The sequence below is a fragment of the Amycolatopsis sp. NPDC004772 genome (assembly GCF_053601215.1).
Window position 1 is genome coordinate 1 of the sequence record NZ_JBSGBK010000083.1, and the last position, 19,528, is coordinate 19,528.

The 19,528-nt window shown below is 72.2% G+C and carries 19 protein-coding genes; 7 read left to right on the forward strand and 12 right to left on the reverse strand.

Annotated elements, in window-relative coordinates:
* A partial coding sequence (locus ACWEF6_RS34395; protein ID WP_449686745.1) for a helix-turn-helix domain-containing protein occupies nt 1–941 on the forward strand: 941 nt, incomplete at its 5' end.
* Nucleotides 938–1,816, forward strand: a complete 879-nt coding sequence (locus ACWEF6_RS34400) for an NAD-dependent epimerase/dehydratase family protein (protein ID WP_449686746.1) — start codon at nt 938–940, stop codon at nt 1,814–1,816. The genes ACWEF6_RS34395 and ACWEF6_RS34400, both read left to right, overlap by 4 nt.
* A gap of 49 nt (nt 1,817–1,865) precedes the next feature.
* Here ACWEF6_RS34400 and ACWEF6_RS34405 read toward each other — a convergent pair whose 3' ends face one another.
* From ACWEF6_RS34405 to ACWEF6_RS34435, 7 genes are all read right to left on the reverse strand, one after another.
* Nucleotides 1,866–3,398, reverse strand: coding sequence for a uroporphyrinogen-III synthase (locus tag ACWEF6_RS34405; RefSeq protein ID WP_449686747.1), 1,533 nt, complete (start codon nt 3,396–3,398; stop codon nt 1,866–1,868).
* A gap of 83 nt (nt 3,399–3,481) precedes the next feature.
* On the reverse strand, nt 3,482–4,411 hold the full coding sequence (gene hemC / locus ACWEF6_RS34410) for a hydroxymethylbilane synthase (protein WP_449686748.1): 930 nt from the start codon (nt 4,409–4,411) through the stop codon (nt 3,482–3,484).
* 20 nt (nt 4,412–4,431) lie between these two features.
* A complete protein-coding gene (locus ACWEF6_RS34415) occupies nt 4,432–5,739 on the reverse strand; it encodes a glutamyl-tRNA reductase (protein WP_449686749.1) in 1,308 nt (435 codons plus the stop codon).
* Nucleotides 5,736–6,650, reverse strand: a complete 915-nt coding sequence (locus ACWEF6_RS34420) for a redox-sensing transcriptional repressor Rex (RefSeq protein ID WP_449678391.1) — start codon at nt 6,648–6,650, stop codon at nt 5,736–5,738. The genes ACWEF6_RS34415 and ACWEF6_RS34420 overlap by 4 nt, the downstream gene beginning before the upstream one ends.
* A gap of 464 nt (nt 6,651–7,114) precedes the next feature.
* On the reverse strand, nt 7,115–8,671 hold the full coding sequence (locus ACWEF6_RS34425) for a molybdopterin-dependent oxidoreductase (protein ID WP_449686750.1): 1,557 nt from the start codon (nt 8,669–8,671) through the stop codon (nt 7,115–7,117).
* Between the two features lie 57 nt (nt 8,672–8,728).
* A complete protein-coding gene (locus ACWEF6_RS34430; protein WP_310967917.1) occupies nt 8,729–8,968 on the reverse strand; it encodes a glutaredoxin family protein in 240 nt (79 codons plus the stop codon).
* A gap of 10 nt (nt 8,969–8,978) precedes the next feature.
* Nucleotides 8,979–10,490 (reverse strand): AMP-binding protein, encoded by a 1,512-nt coding sequence (locus ACWEF6_RS34435; RefSeq protein WP_449686751.1) that lies wholly within the window; start codon nt 10,488–10,490, stop codon nt 8,979–8,981.
* A gap of 314 nt (nt 10,491–10,804) precedes the next feature.
* Here ACWEF6_RS34435 and ACWEF6_RS34440 point away from each other — a divergent pair, with 314 nt between their 5' ends.
* The 5 genes from ACWEF6_RS34440 (at nt 10,805) to ACWEF6_RS34460 (ending at nt 15,679) form a co-directional block, all read left to right on the forward strand.
* Nucleotides 10,805–11,497, forward strand: a complete 693-nt coding sequence (locus ACWEF6_RS34440; RefSeq protein ID WP_449686752.1) for a sigma-70 family RNA polymerase sigma factor — start codon at nt 10,805–10,807, stop codon at nt 11,495–11,497.
* A gap of 114 nt (nt 11,498–11,611) precedes the next feature.
* Nucleotides 11,612–12,679 carry a DUF5667 domain-containing protein gene (locus ACWEF6_RS34445; RefSeq protein ID WP_449686753.1) on the forward strand — a complete coding sequence of 356 codons (1,068 nt, stop codon included), beginning with the start codon at nt 11,612–11,614 and terminating at the stop codon, nt 12,677–12,679.
* Nucleotides 12,680–12,753: 74 nt separating this feature from the next.
* Complete coding sequence (locus tag ACWEF6_RS34450) at nt 12,754–13,641, forward strand: HAD family hydrolase (RefSeq protein WP_310967921.1); 888 nt, start codon at nt 12,754–12,756, stop codon at nt 13,639–13,641.
* A 102-nt stretch (nt 13,642–13,743) separates the two neighbouring features.
* Entirely contained in the window at nt 13,744–14,652 is a 909-nt protein-coding gene (locus ACWEF6_RS34455) for a CPBP family intramembrane glutamic endopeptidase (RefSeq protein WP_449686754.1), read from the forward strand.
* 244 nt (nt 14,653–14,896) lie between these two features.
* Complete coding sequence (locus ACWEF6_RS34460) at nt 14,897–15,679, forward strand: maleylpyruvate isomerase family mycothiol-dependent enzyme (protein ID WP_449686755.1); 783 nt, start codon at nt 14,897–14,899, stop codon at nt 15,677–15,679.
* 1 nt (nt 15,680) lies between these two features.
* Here ACWEF6_RS34460 and ACWEF6_RS34465 read toward each other — a convergent pair whose 3' ends face one another.
* The 5 genes from ACWEF6_RS34465 to proC all read right to left on the reverse strand — a co-directional run bounded on the left by ACWEF6_RS34465 (nt 15,681) and on the right by proC (nt 19,495).
* Nucleotides 15,681–16,709 carry a lysophospholipid acyltransferase family protein gene (locus ACWEF6_RS34465; protein WP_449686756.1) on the reverse strand — a complete coding sequence of 343 codons (1,029 nt, stop codon included), beginning with the start codon at nt 16,707–16,709 and terminating at the stop codon, nt 15,681–15,683.
* Nucleotides 16,706–17,749: an NAD-dependent epimerase/dehydratase family protein gene (locus tag ACWEF6_RS34470; protein WP_449686757.1), complete on the reverse strand. Its 1,044-nt coding sequence runs from the start codon at nt 17,747–17,749 to the stop codon at nt 16,706–16,708. Before ACWEF6_RS34470 ends, ACWEF6_RS34465 begins: the two co-directional genes overlap by 4 nt.
* A gap of 256 nt (nt 17,750–18,005) precedes the next feature.
* Nucleotides 18,006–18,107: a 30S ribosomal protein bS22 gene (locus tag ACWEF6_RS34475; RefSeq protein WP_007030867.1), complete on the reverse strand. Its 102-nt coding sequence runs from the start codon at nt 18,105–18,107 to the stop codon at nt 18,006–18,008.
* A 155-nt stretch (nt 18,108–18,262) separates the two neighbouring features.
* The gene (locus ACWEF6_RS34480) at nt 18,263–18,478 is read right to left on the reverse strand and encodes a helix-turn-helix domain-containing protein (RefSeq protein ID WP_013222402.1); all 216 of its coding nucleotides are present in this window, start codon (nt 18,476–18,478) and stop codon (nt 18,263–18,265) included.
* Nucleotides 18,479–18,685: 207 nt separating this feature from the next.
* A complete protein-coding gene (proC, locus tag ACWEF6_RS34485; protein ID WP_449686758.1) occupies nt 18,686–19,495 on the reverse strand; it encodes a pyrroline-5-carboxylate reductase in 810 nt (269 codons plus the stop codon).
* Nucleotides 19,496–19,528: the final 33 nt, after the last annotated feature.

Consider the following 19,528-nt stretch of genomic DNA (forward strand, 5'->3'; position numbering starts at 1 on the left):
TGCGCGCGGCCATCCGCGCCCGCGGGCTGAGCCTCGACCGGCTCCGCGAGCACCTGCGCACCCGCGGTGTCTCGGTCACGACGGCGACCTTGAGCGCACCGAACGCCACATTGGGGCGCTTGACGCCGCTCTCGCCGAACCGCTTCGGTACGGGGGTGTACGTCGAACGCCTTCCCGTGCCCGCACTGGCCGGCGTCGTGCGGACGGTCTGGGTCCAGCGCACCGGCGACGAACCGTACGTCCAGCGGCACCTGCCCACCGGCGGTGTCGAGCTCCACTTCCCGGTCGGCGGCCGGCCCCGGCTGCTCGGCCCGCTGACGTCGGCGCGGCTCGAAGTCATCCCCGCGCGGACCACGCTCGTCGGCGTCCGTTACCTGCCCGGTGCCGCGCCACCGCTTCCGGTGCCCCTGGACGAACTGGTCGACCAGCACCTCGACCTGGCGGACTTGTGGAGCGAGGCGGACCGTCTCGCGGAGGCCGCGTCCGGGCCGATCGAGGTGCTGCAGGCCCGGCTGCCGCGCAAGGCGGTGGACCCGCTGGTGGCCGAGGCCGTGCGGCGGCTCATGCCGTGGCGGCCGGTCGACATCGACGGCCTCGCCGGGCACCTCGCGCTCTCCCCCAGCCAGCTGCGCCGCCGGTGCCTGCAGGCGGTGGGCGTCGCGCCGAAGACCCTCCAGCGGACGCTGCGGTTCCAGGGTTTCCTCGCGCTGGCCCAGGCCGGGGCCGGCAGCCCGGCCGGCCTCGCCGCCGACACCGGGTACGCCGACCAGGCCCACCTGAGCCGCGAGTGCCTCCGCCTGACCGGGCTCACGCCGCGCACGCTGCTCGGCGGGAGCGTCGAGGAGTGCGCCTGCGGCCACGACCACTCGGCGTCCTACCTGCCCTTCCTGCGCGATTCGTTCAAGAAGTGGCGGTCCGGCGTCCCTAGCCTGGCGCGATGATCCTCGTCACCGGCGGGCTCGGCATGATCGGCGCCCACACCGCCCGCGCGCTCCTCGACCTCGGCCACGACGTCGTCGTGACGGCCCACCGGCGCGCGAAAGTCCCCTCGTTCCTGGCCGGCCGCGTCACGGTCGAACACCTCGACGTCACCGACCGCGACGCGTTCCTCGCGCTCGGCTCGCGCCACGAGATCAGCGACATCGTCCACCTGGCGGGCAGCATTCCCGGCGAGGATCCGGTGGAGTTCTTCCGCACGGACACGGCGGGGCTGCTCAACGCATTGGCCGCGGCCCGCGCGTGGGGTGTCCGGCGGTTCGCCGTGGCGAGCAGTCTCGGGGTGTACGTCGGCCGTCCCGAGGTTCCGTGGACCGAAGACCTCGCGTTGCCGACGGCTTCCCTGCCGCACCTGATCATCGCCTACAAGAAGGCGGTCGAGCCGCTGACGACGCACGCCCTGGCGGGCAGCGGGGTCCAGCCGTTGGTGCTGCGGATCGGCACGATCTGGGGCCCCCTGGTCGACCCGCAGTCCCCGTTCTGCCCGATCCCCTCGTTCGTCAACACGGCCGTGCCGCCGGCCGGCTTGCACACCGACGACGGCGGCGACGTCTGCTACGCCCCGGACGCGGGCTGCGCGATCGCCCTGCTGACGACGGCACCGACGCTGAACCACGAGGTCTACAACGTGTCGAGCGGCCGCCCGTTCACCTACGGCGAGTTCGCATCGGCGCTGGGCGCCACCCTCCAGCCGGGCGGCTCGAACGGCCCGTACCTGGACATCTCGCGGCTCACGGAGGACACGGGCTTCAAGCCCCAGTTCGACGTCCCCGCCTCGGTGGCCGACTACCTGAAGTGGCGTGAGACCAACGACCGCTGAAACGACCGAAGGCCGCCCCGACCGGGGCGGCCTTCGTCGTGAAAGGACCTCAGGAGCGGCGGGCCCGCTTCGCCTTGCGCGGCGGCGGCAGCGCACCCTCGGCCCGCAACCGAGCCGCGTGCTCGGCCAGGGCGTCCACCAGGTGCGGCACGTCCGCCTTCTCCGGCTGGACGTCCACGCGCAGCCCGAACTCCACCGCGGTCTCCGCGGTCTTCGGGCCGATGCACGCGACCAGCGTGCGGGTGTGCGGCTTGCCGGCGATGCCGACCAAGTTCCGCACGGTCGAGGACGAGGTGAAGCAGACCGCGTCGAACCCGCCGGTCTTGATCATCTCGCGGGTCTCGGCGGGCGGCGGGGCCGCGCGGACCGTGCGGTACGCCGTCACGTCGTCGATCTCCCAGCCGCGCTCGCGCAGGCCGGCCGACAGCGTCTCGGTGGCGATGTCCGCCCGCGGGAGCAGCACGCGGTCGACCGGGTCGAGCACGTCGTCGTACGGCGGGAACTCGGCCAGCAGGCCCTCGGACGACTGCTCGCCCGACGGGACCAGCTCCGGGATGATGCCGAACGAACGCACCTTCGCCGCGGTCGACTCACCCACACAGGCGATCTTCACGCCGGAGAACGCGCGGGCGTCGAGCCCGAACTCCTCGAACTTCTCCCACACCGCGCGGACCGCGTTGGTGGAGGTGAAGACGATCCACTGGTAGCGGCCGTCGACCAGGCCCTTGACCGAGCGCTCCATCTGCGCCGGGCTGCGGGGCGGCTCGACCGAGATCGTCGGCACCTCGTGCGACGTCGCGCCGTGGCCGCGCAGGCGCTCGGCCATCTCGCCGGCCTGCTCCTTGGTGCGCGGCACCAGGACCTTCCAGCCGTACAGCGCGCGCGACTCCCACCACGACAGCTTCGAGCGGTGGCCGGCGGCCTGGCCGATCGTGACGATCAGCGGCCCGACGAGCTCGCCCGCGTCGTTGGCGACCTTCTCGAGCGTCGTGTCGAGGGTGCGCTGGGTGTTGATGGTGCCGTTCGCGGTGACCGCGACCGGGGTGGACGCCGGGACGCCGTTGCCGGTCAGCGCCGAAGCGGCCTCGGCCAGGTGCGCCGACGTCGCGTGCAGCACCAGCGGGCCGGGCGCGGCGGCCAGGGCCGCCCAGTCGACGTCGCCGCGGACGTCGACCTCGGTGTGCGTGCCACCCAGCGCGACGCCCGCGTACGCCGGGACGGCCGCGGCCGGGGAGACGCCCGGGATGACGTCGAACACGGCGCTCGTGCGCGCGACCGCCTGGACCTCGGCCACCACGGCCGGGGTGGTCAGCGGGTCGCCCGCGACCAGGCGCAGCACCAGCCGGCCGGCCTTGGCCTCGTTGGTCAGGTCCTTGGCGACCTCGGCGGCCTCGCCGACGGCGGGCCGGACCTCGGCGCCCTCGGCGGCCATGGCCAGCACGGCCTGCGGGACGTCGGGGTCGGTCACCACGACTTCGGCCTTGATCAGCAGCTCCTGGGCACGGACCGTGAGCAGGCCGGCGTCGCCGGGGCCGGAGCCCACGAACGCTACGCGCCCGGTGGTCTTTCGCGCGGGGGTCATCTGTGCGTTTCTCCTCTTGCGGCGACCGTGCACGATTGCGCGGCCGCAGATCTCCTACGTCTTCGAAAGCGCTCGCGAGAGCGCTATTGGGCAGGGCCGGAGAGGGCTCCGGCTCCGAGGTCCAGCAGCTCGGCGGCCAGGTCCTTGCCCAGCTGGGCGGCCTGGTCCTTGTCGGCCAGCGCGGAGGCCCGGACCATGTCCACCGCGCCGTTCTCGCCTTCCGCGGCGGCGGTGCCGCGCAGCGAGATCCGTTCCACGACCTTGCCCTCGGCGTCGAGGTCTTCGACGACCTCGGCGAGCGCGCCCACCGGCGCGCTGCACCCCGCCTCGAGCGCGGCCAGCAGGGAACGCTCGGCCGTCACCGCGGCCCGCGTACCCTCGTCGTCCAAAGTGGACCGGAGCAGCTGCTCGAGGTCCACGTCGGCGGCCCGGCACTCCACCGCCAGCGCACCCTGCGCGGGCGCGGGCAGCATCTGGATCGGGTCGAGGGTCTCGGTGATCGCCTCGGCCCGGCCGATCCTGGCCAGTCCGGCACGCGCGAGCACCACGGCATCGAGCTCGCCGTCGGACACCTTGCGCATGCGGGTGTCGATATTGCCGCGAATCGGCACGATTTCCAAACCGAGACCCAGCGCCCGCAGCTGCGCGGTGCGCCGCGGGGAGCCCGTGCCCACCTTCGCGCCCGGCAGGAGCTCACCGAGCGTCAGCCCGTCGCGGGCGACCAGCGCGTCCCGCGGGTCCTCGCGCGGCGGCACGGCGGCCAGCGTGATGCCCGGTTCGGGGGCGGTCGGCAGGTCCTTGTACGAGTGGACGATGACGTCGACCTCGTCGCGGAGCAACGCTTCCCGCAGCGCCGACGTGAAGACGCCGACCCCGATCGTGGGAATCGGCGCGGAGGACTGGTCACCGGGCGTGGTCACCTTGACGATCTCGACCTCGGCGCCGGTGGCGCGCAGGGCGTCGGCGACGGTCCCGGTCTGGGCGAGCGCGAGCTTCGAACCGCGCGTACCCATGCGAATGACTCTGGTCACTACTACTTCTTCTCTGAAGGGGGCTTCGGGCTCGCCACCGCGGCGGGCGCCTGCGGGTCGAGGCAGAACAGTTCACGCAACGCGTTCGCGTAGTCGGTGTCGGCCGTCTCGGCGGCCAGCTGCTTGACCCGCACCGTCGGCGCGTGCAGCAGCTTGTCGACCACCCGGCGGACCGTGCGGCCGACCTCTTCGCGGACGGCGCCGTCCAGGCCGGGCAGGCGGTTGTCCAGCCGCAGCAGCTCGGCGTCGACGACCTCGGCCGCGCGGCGGCGCAGCGCGGTCACCGTCGGCGTCACCTCGGCACTGCGCTGCCCGGCGAGGTAGTCGCGCACCTCGTCGAGGACGATCCCGGTCGCCTTGGCCGTCTGGCGCTCGGTGGTCGGTGTGCCCGCCTCGCGCATCCGGCGCTGGATGGTGGCCAGGTCGACCACCCGGACGCCGGCCAGCTCGCCGACCTCCGGGTCGACGTCCCGCGGCAGGCCCAGGTCGCAGACGACGAGCTCCCGGCCACCGCGCGGCAGCACGTGCTCCGGGGCGAAGACGGCGTCCTGCGCGCCGGTGCAGCAGATCACGATGTCGGCGTCGCGGACCGCGTCGGCCACCGCGGACAGCGGGATCGCGCGGGCCGGCACACCCTGCTCGGTGACGTTCGCGGCGAGCCGGCGGGCGCGGGCGTCGGTGCGGTTGGCGACGGTGATCTCGCCGATCCCGGCCTTGCGCAGCTGCGAGGCGCTCAGCGCACCCATCGAGCCGGCGCCGACGATGACGGCGTGCTTGCCGGTGACGTCCCCGGCCGCGGCGAGGGCTTCGGAGACGACCGACGCACCGAGCTGGTCGAGGCCGGTCTCGGTGTGCACGCGCTTGCCGACGCGCAGCGTGGTCTGGATCAGCTCGTGCAGCGTGCGGCCGACGGTGCCGGCCTCGCGGGCGGTGGCGTAGGCGCCGCGGATCTGGCCGAGGATCTGCGTCTCCCCGACGACCATCGAGTCCAGGCCCGAGGTGACCGAGAACAGGTGCTCGACGGCGGCACCGGCGTAGTGGACGTACAGGCTGTCGTAGAGCTCGGCGGGGGCCATCCCGGCCTGGCGGGCGAGCACCTCGGAGACGTCGTTGAGGCCGCCGTGGAAGGTCTCGACGACCGCGTAAACCTCGATCCGGTTGCACGTCGAGACCAGCATGACCTCACTGACGTGCTCGGCCTGCTGCAGCTCGTCGAGGACCTTGCCGACCTCGGGCGCAGGCACCGCGACGCGCTCGAGCGTGCTCAGCTCCGCACTCCGATGCGAGAGACCGACCGCCAAGACGCTCATGAACGCACCACCATTTCCCGTCCGCCGTCCGGTCCCGAGCCGTTCCGCCTGCCGTTCCCATTCTCGGACGGCAGCACTCCCGCGGGTAATCCGGAATTGCCCTGATTGCCAGCGGCGTCATCCGCTCGGCGGGCCACATGGAACGAGAGTATCTGCAGCTCCACGGCCAAATCCACTTTGCGGACCTCGATGTGAGCAGGAACCTGCAGAACGACCGGGGCGAAGTTGAGGATGCACTGGACACCGCCCGCGACCAGGCGGTCACACACCGATTGCGCGGCGGTGGGCGGAGTGGCGATCACACCGATGGAAATGCCCCGTTCGGCGCAGATCCGCGGGATGTCGTCCATGTGCGAGACGGGGAGACCCCCGACCGGCACGCCGATCAGGTCCGGGTCCAGGTCGAACAGCGCTTCGACCGGGAAGCCGCGCCCCGGGAAGCCGCCGTAGTTGGCCAGCGCGTGGCCCAGGTTGCCGATCCCGACCACGGCGACCTTGTGCTGGCGGGTCAGGCCGAGGATGCGCTCGATCTGGCTGACCAGGACGCCGACCTCGTAGCCGACGCCGCGGGTGCCGTAGGAGCCCAGGTAGGAGAGGTCTTTGCGCAGCTTCGCGGAATTGACGCCGGCGGCCTGCGACAGTTCTTCGCTCGAAACGGTGGTCGCGCCCTGTTCCGACATTCCGGACAATACGCGGAGGTAGACGGCGAGCCGCGCGACGGCGGCCTCGGGAATCGACTTGGCCCGGACGGCCTCGGGGGCATCCCCGTTGCGGCCCGGCTCACCGGCGGGTACCGCGGGCATTTCGGCGGTGGGGGCGTTGTCGGCGTCGGGGCCGGCCGGACGGCGGGGCCGCCGGGGCGCCCGGCCCGGGGAGTCCGCCGCGTCGCGCCTCCCCCGCTGTGTCACCACGCCGTAGTTCTCCTGCCCGCTGTGCACGTCTGGCGGCCATCGCCATTCGGAACTGTGTCTTGACCCAGGCCCCGGAGTCCGGTTCGATACCGGCCCGTCCCGGGCGACGCTCCTACGGTAGACCACTTGTGAACGCACGCACAAAGTCACTGGTCGGAGGCGGTTCCGACCACCGCACGATCATGACGCGGCGTCAGAATCCTTGCCCGCCAGGCACTTCCGCGCCGGGCCCGCGCGGCCGGTGATCGAAAGCCGTCCGGCGGCGCGGCCCGCGGGACGCGGCGAACGGCCCACCGGACGCGGTGAACGGCTCCGCCGGACCGGTCGACAAGCGCCCCAATGTGGCGTTCGGTGCGTCTGACGCACCCAATGTGGCATTCGGTGCGTTGGACGCACCCAATGTGGCGTTCGGTGCGTCTGACGCAACCAACGCCACATTGGGGCGCTTGGGGCGGTCAGGGCGGTCAGCGGGCGTCGAGGGTGACCGAGTGCCAGCCGGTGGCGCCGTCCGGGACCGGGTCCGCTCGGTTCTCCGTCTGCGTGTACCCGTCCTGATCCGTCGCCCGGACCGACGCCTGGTGCGTGCCCTTCGGCACGTCCAGCTCGATCCACCACATCCGCCAGGTGTCCTTGCTCACCTCGGCCGACAGCGTCGCCGGCTGCCACGGACCCTGGTCGAGCCGGACCTCCACCTTCGCGATCCCGGTGTGCTGCGCCCACGCCGTGCCGGCCAGCCGGACCTTGCCCGCCGTGACGCCCGCGAAGCCGCTCGGCGTGTCGATGCGGGACTCGGTCTTGATCGGCGCCTGCTCGGCCCAGCCGCGGCTGAGCCAGTACGCCTGGCGGGCGTCCCACTTGGTGAACTCCAGCGATTCGACCCACTTCGTCGCCGACACGTAGCCGTAGAGGCCGGGGATGACGATCCGCGCCGGGAAGCCGTGCTCGACCGGCAGCGGCTCGCCGTTCATGCCGATCGCCAGCATCGCCCCGCGCGTCGGGTCGAGGGCGACGTTCGCCGGCGTCCCGCACGTCCAGCCGTCGACGCTGGTCGCGAACATCTGCTCCGCGCCCGCCTGCACCCCGGCCTCGTCCAGCAGGTCCACCAGGTCGACGCCGATCCAGGTCGCGTTCGAGATCAGCGGCCCGCCGACCTCGTTGGACACGCAGGTCAGCGTCACCCGGCGCTCGACCAGCGGCCGGTTGCGGATGTCGGCGTAGGAGAAGGTCACCTCGCGGTCGACCATCCCGTGGATCTTCAGGCTCCAGTCCTCGGTGCGGATCTGCGGCACGACCAGCGCGGTGTCGATCCGGTAGAAGTCCGCGTTCGGCGTGAGGAACGGCGGCGAGCCGAGCTTCGCGAAGTCGGCGTCCGCGGGCAGCGGCGGCGCGGTGCGCGCGGGCACGAGCGGCCCGACGGCGGCCCGCGAGTCCTCGGCGTTCGAGCTGGTCCCGGCGACCTGGCCGACGACGGCCGCGAGGCCCGACCCGGCGGCGACGCCGACCCCGGCGCGCAGGAACTTCCGCCGGTCGAAGCCCCGGTCCGGCACGACGTCGACGGGCAGCGCGAGCCGGTGCAGGAAGGTGAACACCGCGAGCCCGGCGACCAGGGCGGCGACCGGCGCGAGCAGCGAAACCTGCCCGAGGTCGCTGCGCGCGTACACGGCCGCGACCCCGGCCGCGCCGAGCACGAAGACGAGGATCTGCCCCGCTCGCGGCGTCCGGCGCGAGAGCTGGCCGGCGAGCAGCGCGAACAGGACCAGCACCACCGCGAGCCCGAGCTTGAGCACCGGCTTGTCCCAGGTGCCCAGCGTCCGCTCGGCCCATTTCACGATCGCCGTCGGGCTGTGGTCGATGACGTAGTTCGCCACCGCGATGAACGGCGACGCCGTGTACCCGACGAAGCCCGCGACCAGGTGCCCGACGCCGAGGGCGGCGGCCAGCGCGAGGAGGCCGATCAGCGTCGCGACCGGCAGCGAAAGCCGCCGGGGCGCTTCGGGCGGCGCTTCTTGCAGAGTGCTCACGTCTCCATCTTCGGAGCGAAGACGTGAAGCGGCTGCTCGATCGCCCTTACGAGCCGGTTACGGCTGCAGCGCGCGCCGCAGCCTGTCCTCTTCGACGCGCCAGTACCCGTGCTCGGCGCCGTCGACCAGGATCACCGGGACACGGTCGCCGTACTCCGCGCGCCACTCCGGATCGGTGTCGACGTCCTCGGCCTTCCACGCGACGCCGAGTTCCCCGCAGATCCGTGCGACCTCGGCTTCCGCGACCTCGCAGAGGTGGCAGCCGTCCCGGCCCAGCACCGTCACTTCGTGCGCCATGCCGTCCTTCCTACCGCAGCCGCAGGCGGCGCAGCTTCCCGGTCGCCGAATGCGGCAGCGACTCGGCGAACTCGACCAGGTGCGGCACCTTGTACCCGGCGAGGTGGGCCGCGCAGTGGTCGACGACCTGCTGCTCGGACAGCGCCGCCCCGGCCGACGGCACCACGACCGCCTTGACCGCCTCGCCGCTGCGCTCGTCGACGACGCCGACGACCGCGGCCTCGGCCACTTCGGGCAGCTGCCCGATGACCTCCTCGACCTCGCGCGGGAAGACGTTGAAGCCGTTGACGATGATCAGGTCGTTGGCCCGGTCGACCAGGTGCAGGTCGCCGTCGGTGTCGAGGTAGCCGACGTCGCCGGTGCGGAACCAGCCCTCGTCGTCCGGGCCGTGGCCGCCGTCGGGCCAGTAGCCGGAGAAGAGGTTGGCGCCGCGGATCGACACCAGCCCGGTCTCGCCTTCGGCCTCGAAGACGTCGTCGACGTCGTCCGGGTCGAGCGGGACGGCCTGGTCGGTGCCGTCGCTGTCCACCAGCCGCAGCTCGACGCCGGGCAGCGGCCGCCCGACCGACCCGGGCTTCGGATAGCCGGTGACCAGCGTCGACGTCACCACCGGCGCGCATTCGGTGAGGCCGTAGCCCTCGTAGACGTCGAGGCCGGTGGCCTCGCGGATGGCCGTCAGCACCTTCGGGTGCAGCGGCGCGGCGCCCGAGGTCATCCGGCGCACGGTGGCCAGGCCGCGGCGCAGCTCGTCGGCGCCGAACGCGGCGAACTCGCCGTACATCGTCGGGACGCCGGTGATCGAGGTGACGCGGTGCTCGGCGCAGTCGTCCAGCGTGCGCTGGGCTTCGAAGCGCTCGGAGAGGACCGCGGTCGCGCCGACCGCGGTGGCCTGCAGGAGGCCGGGCCCGAGGCCGTAGACGTGGAAGAGCGGGATGGTGATCAGCACCCGGTCGTCCTGCTCCAGGACGCCCTCGACCGCGCTGATCTGCTCGAGGTTCGCCAGCAGCGCGCGGTGCGACAGCATCACCCCGCGCGGCGGGCCGGTCGTGCCCGAGGTGTACGAGATGACCGCGATGTCCTCGCCGGCCCGGCCGGTGTCGGGGAAATCCCCTCCTCCGTCCGGGTCACCCCCCGGCGTGAGACCGCTCACGCCGTCGGGGAGATCCCCCTCGGCGTCGCGCTGGACGACGACCTTCGCGCCGCTGTGCTCGAGGAGCTTCTCGAGCTCGGGCCCGGGCACCTGCGGCGACAGCGGGACGACCACGGCGCCCGCCCGCAGCGCGCCGAAGAAGGCGATGACGAAGTCCACCGACGTCGGCAGCCGCAGCCCCACCCGGTCGCCGGGGCCGACCCCGGCGGCCGCCAGCCGGCGGGCCTGGGCCTGGGCGGCCGCGTCGGCCTCGCGGTAGGTCAGGCTGCGCCCGGTGCCGGTTTCGACCACGGCCGGGTGCTCCGGCCACGTCGCCGCGGCCCGTGTGAGCAGCCCGCCGACCCCCGGCTGCGTCCCTTCTGGAGCACTCACCCGCGACCCACCTCTTCTCGCCCGGCGCCAACCGTTGCAAGTCTGTCATCTGAAGCGACGTCATGGGTGCTGACCGCGAGCGTCGCGTCTGCGCAACCCCGGAACCACTACCTACTTAGCGGTAACTACACGTATGCTGCACTGCGTCGCGCCGGTGGTGTTGATCACCGCCGCGACCGGAGAGAGGGAGTCGCCGTGAGGAACTTGCCTGCCCACGAGGTCGTGGGGCATGCGAGCCGGCCGATCCCTGCTCGCCGTGGTTCCGGGGGTACCGTGGCCCGCTGGGCCGAAGCCACCGCCGGAGGTGCCGCCCGATGACCGTGCCGACCGCCGTGAGCCGTGGGCCCGTCTTCATGTTCGCCGAGCGCGTCTTCGGACGGGCGCCGTCCGTGCCGCTGAGCAGGCAGGCGGCCGACGACGAACGCGCCGAGGCGGCGAAGGCCGAGGCTTGGGACCTGGTGCGGGCCGCGCAGGACGGCGACTCGTCCGCGTTCGGCCGGCTCTACGACCGCTACGTCGACGTCGTCTACCGGTACGTGCTGTTCCGCCTCGGCGACCGCGACCTCGCCGAGGACGTCACCAGCGAGACGTTCCTGCGCGCGCTGCGCCGCATCACGTCGGTGAGCTACCAGGGACGTGACGTCGGCGCCTGGTTCGTCACCATCGCCCGCAACCTCGTGCTCGACCACGTCAAGTCGAGCCGGTTCAAGCTCGAGGTGGTCACCGACGAGGTGACCGAGCCGGGTTCGGCGCCGTTCAGCGTCGGCGCGACCGCCCAGGCGGGCCCCGAGCAGGAGGCGATCAGCCGCGCCACCCGGGCCGAGCTGCTGCGCTGCGTCGCCGAACTGGGCGAGGACCAGCGCGAATGCATCGTCCTGCGGTTCCTGCAGGGCTTGTCGGTGGCCGAGACGGCCGAGATCATGAACCGCAACGAAGGCGCCATCAAGGCGCTCCAGCACCGCGCGGTACGCCGATTGGCACAACTTCTGCCCACCGGATTGCGCTGAACCCGCGAACTTTTCCGTTCGTCGGCCGAAACCGGTAACCCTGACGGCTTCTGGATCGTTACCCCACGCAGACCGGTGTCAGGCCGGCCGAAGCCCGGGATGGAGAGCAGCGCCGTGAGGTTTGCGCGTGAGCGAGCCGAGAGCGAGCGGTTCGCGCGTGCCCTGGAACCGTCGCCGGTCCGCCGGGACGGGGAGTTCGCCGACGAACTCGCGATCGTCGGCGCCCTGCGCGACCTCGGCGCGGCCGGGTCACCGGACCTGGAGACGCGGCAGCGGATCCGCGCGGAGATCGCGGGCCGCCTGGAGACGGCGGCGGCCACCACCCCGCGTCGGAGGTGGCGGCCGCGGACCGCCGACCTGGTGGCCGCCGCGCTCTTCCTCTTCCTCGTGCTCTCGGGGCTGACGCTGGTGCTCTCGCGCACGGCGCTGCCCGGTGACCCGCTGTACGGCATCAAGCGCGCCGGCGAGTCGACCGCGCTGGGCCTCACGTTCGGTGACCAGGAGAAGGCGCGCAAGCACCTCGAGTTCGCCACCAACCGGATCACCGAGCTCGGCGAGCTGGCCGCGGAAGACGCGAGCGCCGCCGACTACCGGACCGCGTACGACGACTTCGCCGCCGACCTGCGGGCCGGCGTCGCCCAGCTGTCCACCGTGGCGACCAGCGACGGCGCCGGCACGCAGGCGCTGTCCGACGTCCGGCTCTGGGCCCGCAACCAGGCGGCCCGGCTGGCCGCGCTGCCGCTCCCGGCCGACGCGGCGCCGGTGTTCGGCGACGTCCGCGACCTGCTGAGCAAGGTCCAGGAGCGGGCGAGCGGCCTGGTGGCGCGGATGAACTGCTACCAGATCACCACCGGCGCCTCGGACGAGCTGGGCCCGCTTCCGGCGACCGGCGAGTGCACGCAGCGGCCCGCCCCGGCGGCCGGGGAGCAGCCGACGGCGTCGGTCGCGCCTTCGTCGCAGGAGAGCACGACACCGACACCGACGGGCACGCAACTGCCGTCGTCGGACGCCGCGGCGACCCCGGGCCTCCCGGCACCGACCGGCGGGGTGACCCCGCCCCCGGTGTTCGGCCAGCCGTCGACGACGTCCCGCCCGCCGGCGCCGACCACGACGACGTCCCAGCCGCCGCTGATTTCGCTGCCGCCGCTCCTGCCGGGGCTTCCGCCGATCATCATCGGCTGAGGTCCGGCCCACACCTGCGACGGCGCGGTGGGCGGCTCGCTACGCTGTGCGAAGGAGACGTGGAGGCGGTGTACGTGTCAGCTTGGCGTGGCAAGGACAAGAGTCAGGAGCTCGAACGGCTCGCCGCGCTGGCGGGCGAGGCGTCGGCGGAGGCCGCGCACGCCCTGTCCGAACCCCCGGCCCCGCCCGCGCCGCCGGACCTGACCGCGGCCGCGTTCTTCGACGTCGACAACACGATGATGATGGGCGCGTCGATCTTCTACTTCGCCCGCGGCCTGGCCGCGCGCAAGTTCTTCACGTCGTCGGACCTGGCCGGGTTCGTCTGGGGCCAGATCAAGTTCCGCCTCGGCGGCCGCGAGAACAAAGAGGACATCAAGACCCACCGCGAACGCGCACTGTCCTTTGTGGCCGGCCGTACGGTGGCGGAGCTGACGTCGATCAGCGAAGAGATCTACGACGAGCTGATGGCGGACAAGATCTGGTCCGGAACGCGCGCGCTGGCCCAGATGCACCTGGACGCGGGCCAGCGGGTGTGGCTGGTGACGGCGACCCCCATCGAGCTGGCGGCGATCATTTCCCGCCGGCTCGGTCTCACGGGCGCGTTGGGCACGGTCGCGGAGACCCGCGACGGCGTGTACACCGGCCGCCTGGTGGGTGACCTGCTGCACGGGCGGGCCAAGGCGCACGCGGTGCGGGCCCTGGCCTCGCGCGAGGGCCTGAACCTGAAGCGCTGCACGGCGTATTCGGACTCGGCGAACGACATCCCGATGCTGTCGGTGGTCGGCACGGCGGTGGCGGTGAACCCCGACGGCGGGCTGCGGGACGTCGCCCGGGCGCGCGGCTGGGAGATCCGGGACTTCCGGACCGGCCGGAAGGCCGCGAAGATCGGCGTCCCTTCGGTGCTCGGGGCCGGAGCGCTGGCCGGCGCGGTGGCGGCCGGGATGGCTTACCGGCGCCGGTAGCGCCTGCGCTACCCCCGCTTCGGGTGCTCGCGGGAATGACCGGGCCGCCTTCGGCTGGTGTGCTTTTCCCATCGGAAAGGCAACTCCCGAAGGGACAGTGTGGTGGCAACCCGAGTGGACATCGAAGACCGGACCGGCGGCGGGGGCAGGCTGCGGAACAGCCTCCGCAAACACCCGCTCACCTGGTTCTTCGCCCTGGCCAACCTGCTGAGCTGGATCGCGTGGACGCCCTACATCCTGTCGGAGAACGGACTGGGCGTCCTCCACTTCCGGTTCCCGGAACTGCTCGGCACCTCGCAGTTCGCCGGCGTCCTCCCGGGCGCCTACCTCGGCCCGATCGCCGCGGCGTTCCTGGTGACCGCGCTCGCCGACGGCCGGACCGGCCTCCGCCGGTGGACCGCGCGGCTGTTCAAGTGGCGGGTCCACTGGTTCTGGTACGTGGCGGTGGTGCTCAGCGTGCCGGCCCTGCTCACGATCGCCACCATGGCGCTGACCGAGCAGACCCCCCTCGCCCCGGCGGTGGCGACGCTGGTGGCCTACCTGCCCGGCCTCCTGCTGCAGATGGTGACGACCGGGCTGGCGGAGGAACCGGGCTGGCGCGACTTCGCCCTCCCCCGCCTCCAGCAGCGCTACGGACCGCTCGGCGGCACCCTGATCCTCGGCCCGCTGTGGGGCGTGTGGCACCTGCCGCTGTTCTTCAGCGAGTGGGGCGGCTGGCCGGACATCACCTGGCTGACGCCGATCGAGTTCGTCGCCACCTGCGTGACGTTCAGCATCATCATGACATGGGTGTTCAACCGCACCGGCCAGAGCCTGCCGCTCGCGATGCTGCTGCACACGAGCGTCAACAACTTCTTCTCGATCGCGTGGTCGGAGATGTTCCCTTCGCTGGGGGTCAGGGACACGACGCACGCGTTCTTGCTCGCCTCGACCGCGGTGGCTTTGGTGCTGCTCATCGCCACCCGGGGACGGCTGGGTTACCGGCCGAAAGCCCGCGAACTCGAGGCCTGAGCTCGGTGCCCACCACCCCGAAGCCGGGATTGTCGCTACGGCCGCGTGCTGGCTTCGGATCGGGGTGGCGGGGCAGGTCTGGGCGGGGTGCGGGTTGGGGCGTCCGCGTCACTCAGCCTCGGAAGCCGGGGCCCGCGCGGCGGCAACGAGAATTTCCGCCAGGGGCGTGTCGATCCGCGCCATCGTCGTTCGACGCTTCAGCGAAGGCACCCACCCGGGGCGCCCCGAACACCGAGGACACACGATGACCGAGCTGACCGCGGACCGCACCCGGCGAGCGATCGTCGATCACACCCGGCGCCTGGCGGAAGCCGCTGCCGTGACCGGCCCCGGCGCGGCCGTGCCGACGGCTCCGGAGTGGACCGTCACCGATCTGGTGTGGCACCTGGGGCAGACCCAGCACTGGGTTGCGGAGATCATCGAGCGCCGCATCACCGATCCCACCCGGCTGCCCACCGAGCTGCCGGAACTGCCCGCCGACCCGGGTGCGTGGCCGGGCTGGCTGGCGGAGGCGGCGGACCGGGTCGCGGCCGCCTGTTCCGATGACGCGCTCGGCGCGCCGGTGTTCAACGCCTCCGGGGACGAGCGGTCCGGGACGCAGTTCTGGCTGTCCACCATGCTCAACGAGGCCGTCGTCCACGGCTTCGACGGGGCCGCCGCGGCGGGCCGGCCGGCCGACGTCGAGGCCGACGTCGCGGCCGCGCTCGTCACCAACCACCTGACGATGCTCACCTCGCCGACCTGGGAGCTGCAGCGGCCCGCGTCCGCGCAGGCCATCCGCGGCACCGGGCAAACCCTGCAGTGGCGGGCCACCGACGTCGCCGACGGCGCGTGGTTCGTCGAGCGGCGCCCCGAGGGGGCGACCTGGCAGCACAAGACCGGACCGGCCGACGTGACGATCAGCAGTCCGGCCGCGTCACTGCTGCTGACGTTGACCCGGCGGCTGCCGCTGACCGAAACCACCGTCGAGGGCGACGCCGAGCTCGCTCGGCACTGGCTCGACCACACCGCCCACGTCAGCGACTGACTCAGCCGCGGAAGACCGACTTCCGCTGCGAAAGCCGCTGGTAGAGCGTCTGCTGGATCGACTCCCGCACCTGGTCGGTCAGCTGGAACACCAGCATCGGGTCGTCGACGGCCTCCGGGCCGAAGGCATCCGTCGCGATCGGGGCGCCGAACTCGATGCTCCACTTCGTCGGGAGCGGGACCGCGCCCAGCAGGCCCAGCATCGGGAAGAACGGCGTCACCGGGAAGTACGGCAGCCCGAGCATCCGCGCCAGGACTTTGATGTCGCCCAGCTTCGGGTAGATCTCCTCGGCGCCGATCACCGACACCGGGATGATCGGCACACCCGCCCGCAGCGCCGCCGACACGAAGCCGCCGCGGCCGAAGCGCTGCAGCTTGTAGCGCGAAGCGAACGGCTTCCCGATCCCCTTGAAGCCCTCCGGCCACACCCCGACCAGCTCGCCCTTGCGCAGCAGGCGCTCGGCGTCCGCGTGGCAGGCCAGCGTCTGGCCGGACTTGCGGGCGAACGACCCCACCAGCGGCACCTGGAACACCAGGTCGGCGCCCAGTCCGCGCAGGTGCCGGCCACCCGTCGCGTCGTGGACCGCCACCGCCGTCATCAGCGAGTCGAGCGGGATCGTGCCCGAGTGGTTGGACACCAGCAGCGCGCCGCCGGCCGCCGGGAGGTTTTCGACGCCGTACGTGTCGACGCGGAACCACTTCTTGTACAGCGCGCGCAGCGGCGGGAGGAACACCGCCTCGGTCAGCTCGGCGTCGAAGCCGAACTCGTCGACCGTGTAGTCGCCGGTCAGCCGGTCGCGGAGGAAGCCGAGCGCCGAGCGCGCCGCGTCCGAAAGGGGCTCTTCCGGCGCCGGCCGGTCGACGCCGCCGGGGAAGGCGACGACCGGCGCCTCCTCCTGCTCGCGGAGGTCCCGCTCGGCTTCCACGGCTTCCGGCTTCTCCCGGCCCGGTCCGTGCAGGGGGATGACCTGCGCTTCGGCACCGCCCACCGTTCCCGCCTCGCTTCCGAAGTAGTCGTGTGGCCTGGTCATCGGCTCTGCCCGGTCGCGGCGGCGACGAGCACCTTGCCGGCCAGCCCGGCCAGCTTGCCGCCGTCGAGCACCGGGCGGAGCCCGCGTCCCACGATGTAGTCGTCGAACGCCTCCCGCGTGGTCCACCGCGGGGTGTAGCCGAACTCCTGCTTCAGCTTGGCGATGTCGACGACCCGGCCGAAGTTCAGCAGCCGGACCTGGTCGGCGGAGAAGTCCACGACGCGCGCGCCGCGCAGGACCTTGCCGACCGACGGCACCACGCTCCGCGGCATCGGCAGCTCGACCCGGCCGGCCCGCCGGATCGCCTGCGAGAGGGTGAGTACCCCCTCCGCGCCGACGTTGAACACGCCGGGCCGGTCGGTCAACGTCGCCCGTTCCAGCACCGACAGCGCGTCCGAAGAGTGCAGGAGCTGGATCCGCGCGTCGTAGCCGAAGACCGTCGGCACCACCGGCAGCGCGAAGTAGCGCGCGAGGACGGTGTCGGTCTCGGGGCCGATGATGTTGGCGAAGCGGAACAGCGTGGTCGTGATGTCCGGGCGGCGCCGCACCAGGCCGCGCACGTACCCCTCCATCTCGACCGCGTCCTTCGCGTATCCGCTGGTCGACGTCGGGATGAGCTCGGAGTCCTCGGTGAACACCGCCTGCGAGCGGGCGCCGGCGCCGTAGACCGCCGCCGTCGACTTGACCACCAGTTTCCGGACCAGCGGCGAGCGCTGGCACGCGGCGAGCAGCCGCATGGTGCCGATGACGTTGACTTCCTTGATCGCCGTGCGGCGCCCCGGCCCGGCCGGGTGCGCGGTGCAGGACGCGTGCACGACCGTGTCCACCTTGGCCGTGCTGATCACCTTGGCGATCAACGGGTTCCTGATGTCCGCGCGGACGAACTCCGCGTGCCCCATGCGCTGCAGGACCGCCTTGTCGGGCGGGACCGTGTCGACACCGATGACCCGTTCGAAATCGGGGTTGTTGCCCAGCCGGGCGAGCAGTTTCCCGCCCAGTTCCCCGGCGACCCCGGTGACGAGCACGATGTTCGACGGCATGCGACTCCCTGCGGCGTAGGGCAAGTGGGGGGTGGACGGTCACCCGAGGCGCGCGAACCTGCACTCACTGGAAGCATCGCGCGGACGCCCTTGAGATGTTACCGCTCTTCAGTGGTAGCTCCGGGCCGTCTCACGTGCTATTAACACCGGTTTCGCCGGAAAGCGACGAACGCCTCACTCGAACGGGCGGACCGTGCCCACCACATGGACGTGGCCCGTCCAGAGACTGGACGGGCCACGGTCACGCTCAGCAGGCTTACTTGCCGGCCTTACGACGCTGGACGCGCGTACGGCGAAGCAGCTTGCGGTGCTTCTTCTTCGACATGCGCTTGCGGCGCTTCTTGATCACAGAGCCCATGGGCGCTCCTTAGGTCGACGTCGGTCACGCTGCCCGGCGCAGCGTCCAACGGGTGGAGCGCACAGGCACGAGCGGTTTTCCAGGTTACCCGTCTCCCCGGGCAGGCCGGTCAGCGGGCACGTCGAAACACGGCGTGCCGCCGGCCGGGCCGTGGATCACCCCACGTCGTAGTAGGCACCCTGGAGGTACTCGTGCACTGCTTTTTCCGGCACCCGGAAGGACTTCCCGACCCTGACGGCGGGCAGCTCACCCGAGTGCACGAGACGGTAGACGGTCATCTTGGAGACCCGCATCAGCGTGGCCACCTCGGCGACCGTCAGGAACTGGACCTGCCCGACGGCGGGCAAATCCTCCTTCTTGTTCGGCGACATGTTTACCGCGTCCTTCGACACGTGTCGCGCCACGAGGCTTCCCCACCTGTGGTATCGACACGCACGTGCTCTATCGAGAGTAGCGGGACTGGTGGGACTAATGCGACGCCTGTCACCGAGATGGGCCCCTACCAGGGCTAACGCACAAGCACCGGCGCGTGCAAGACCCGGGCAATCGCCCTTTTCGGGGAAATCGGGCGCCCGGGGTCAGCTCTCGTGCGCCTGGCCGAGTTCCACCGACCGGTCCTTCGCGGCCTCGATGGCGGCCAGCAGCGCGGCGCGGACGCCGTGCTTCTCGAGTTCGCGGATGGCGTTGATGGTCGTCCCGGCCGGGGAGGTCACGGCCTCGCGCAGCAGCACGGGGTGCTCATCGGATTCGGCGAGCATCTTCGCCGCGCCGACGGCCGACTGGATGATCAGCTGCCCGGCGAGCGCGCGCGGCAGGCCGAGCAGGATCCCGGCGTCGATCATGGCCTCGACCAGGTAGAAGAAGTAGGCGGGCCCGGACCCGGACAGAGCGGTGACGGCGTCCTGCTGCGCCTCGGGCACCTCGACGACCTGCCCGACGTGCGAAAGCAGGTCCCGCACGACGGCGAGGTGCTCGCCGGTCGCGTACCGGCCGGCGGAGATGGCGCTCATGGCCTCGTTGACCAGCATCGGCGTGTTCGGCATGACCCGCACGACGGGGACGCCCTCGGCGAGCCGCCGTTCGTAGAGCGAGGTGGGCAGCCCGGCACAGAGCGAGACGACGAGCGAGGACGGCCCGAGCAGAGGAGCGAGCTCGTCCAGAACGGGCTCGATGTCCTGCGGCTTCACGGCGACGACCAGGATGTCGGCCCGCTTTGCGGCTTCCTCGACCTCGACGCCCCGGATGCCGTACCGGCTGGTCAGCTCGTCGACGCGCGCCGGGTACCGCTCGGTGAAGAGGAGGTCGCCGGCGTCGTGGCCGCCGTGCAGCAGCCCCGAGAGCAACGCCTCACCGATCTTGCCCGCACCCAGCACCGCGATGACCGTCATGGTGGCAAGGGTGCCAAACGAGGCCGGACACCC

What these genes read in the sequence shown, in the direction of transcription:
- ACWEF6_RS34440 (WP_449686752.1), top strand. Translation starts at nt 10,805, where the DNA reads ATGACCGTGCCGACCGCCGTGAGCCGTGGGCCCGTCTTCATGTTCGCC.
- hemC (WP_449686748.1), bottom strand. Translation starts at nt 4,411, where the DNA reads ATGGGTACGCGCGGTTCGAAGCTCGCGCTCGCCCAGACCGGGACCGTC.
- ACWEF6_RS34465 (WP_449686756.1), bottom strand. Translation starts at nt 16,709, where the DNA reads ATGACCAGGCCACACGACTACTTCGGAAGCGAGGCGGGAACGGTGGGC.
- ACWEF6_RS34475 (WP_007030867.1), bottom strand. Translation starts at nt 18,107, where the DNA reads ATGGGCTCTGTGATCAAGAAGCGCCGCAAGCGCATGTCGAAGAAGAAG.
- proC (WP_449686758.1), bottom strand. Translation starts at nt 19,495, where the DNA reads ATGACGGTCATCGCGGTGCTGGGTGCGGGCAAGATCGGTGAGGCGTTG.
- ACWEF6_RS34415 (WP_449686749.1), bottom strand. Translation starts at nt 5,739, where the DNA reads ATGAGCGTCTTGGCGGTCGGTCTCTCGCATCGGAGTGCGGAGCTGAGC.
- ACWEF6_RS34405 (WP_449686747.1), bottom strand. Translation starts at nt 3,398, where the DNA reads ATGACCCCCGCGCGAAAGACCACCGGGCGCGTAGCGTTCGTGGGCTCC.
- ACWEF6_RS34460 (WP_449686755.1), top strand. Translation starts at nt 14,897, where the DNA reads ATGACCGAGCTGACCGCGGACCGCACCCGGCGAGCGATCGTCGATCAC.
- ACWEF6_RS34400 (WP_449686746.1), top strand. Translation starts at nt 938, where the DNA reads ATGATCCTCGTCACCGGCGGGCTCGGCATGATCGGCGCCCACACCGCC.
- ACWEF6_RS34480 (WP_013222402.1), bottom strand. Translation starts at nt 18,478, where the DNA reads ATGTCGCCGAACAAGAAGGAGGATTTGCCCGCCGTCGGGCAGGTCCAG.
- ACWEF6_RS34430 (WP_310967917.1), bottom strand. Translation starts at nt 8,968, where the DNA reads ATGGCGCACGAAGTGACGGTGCTGGGCCGGGACGGCTGCCACCTCTGC.
- ACWEF6_RS34470 (WP_449686757.1), bottom strand. Translation starts at nt 17,749, where the DNA reads ATGCCGTCGAACATCGTGCTCGTCACCGGGGTCGCCGGGGAACTGGGC.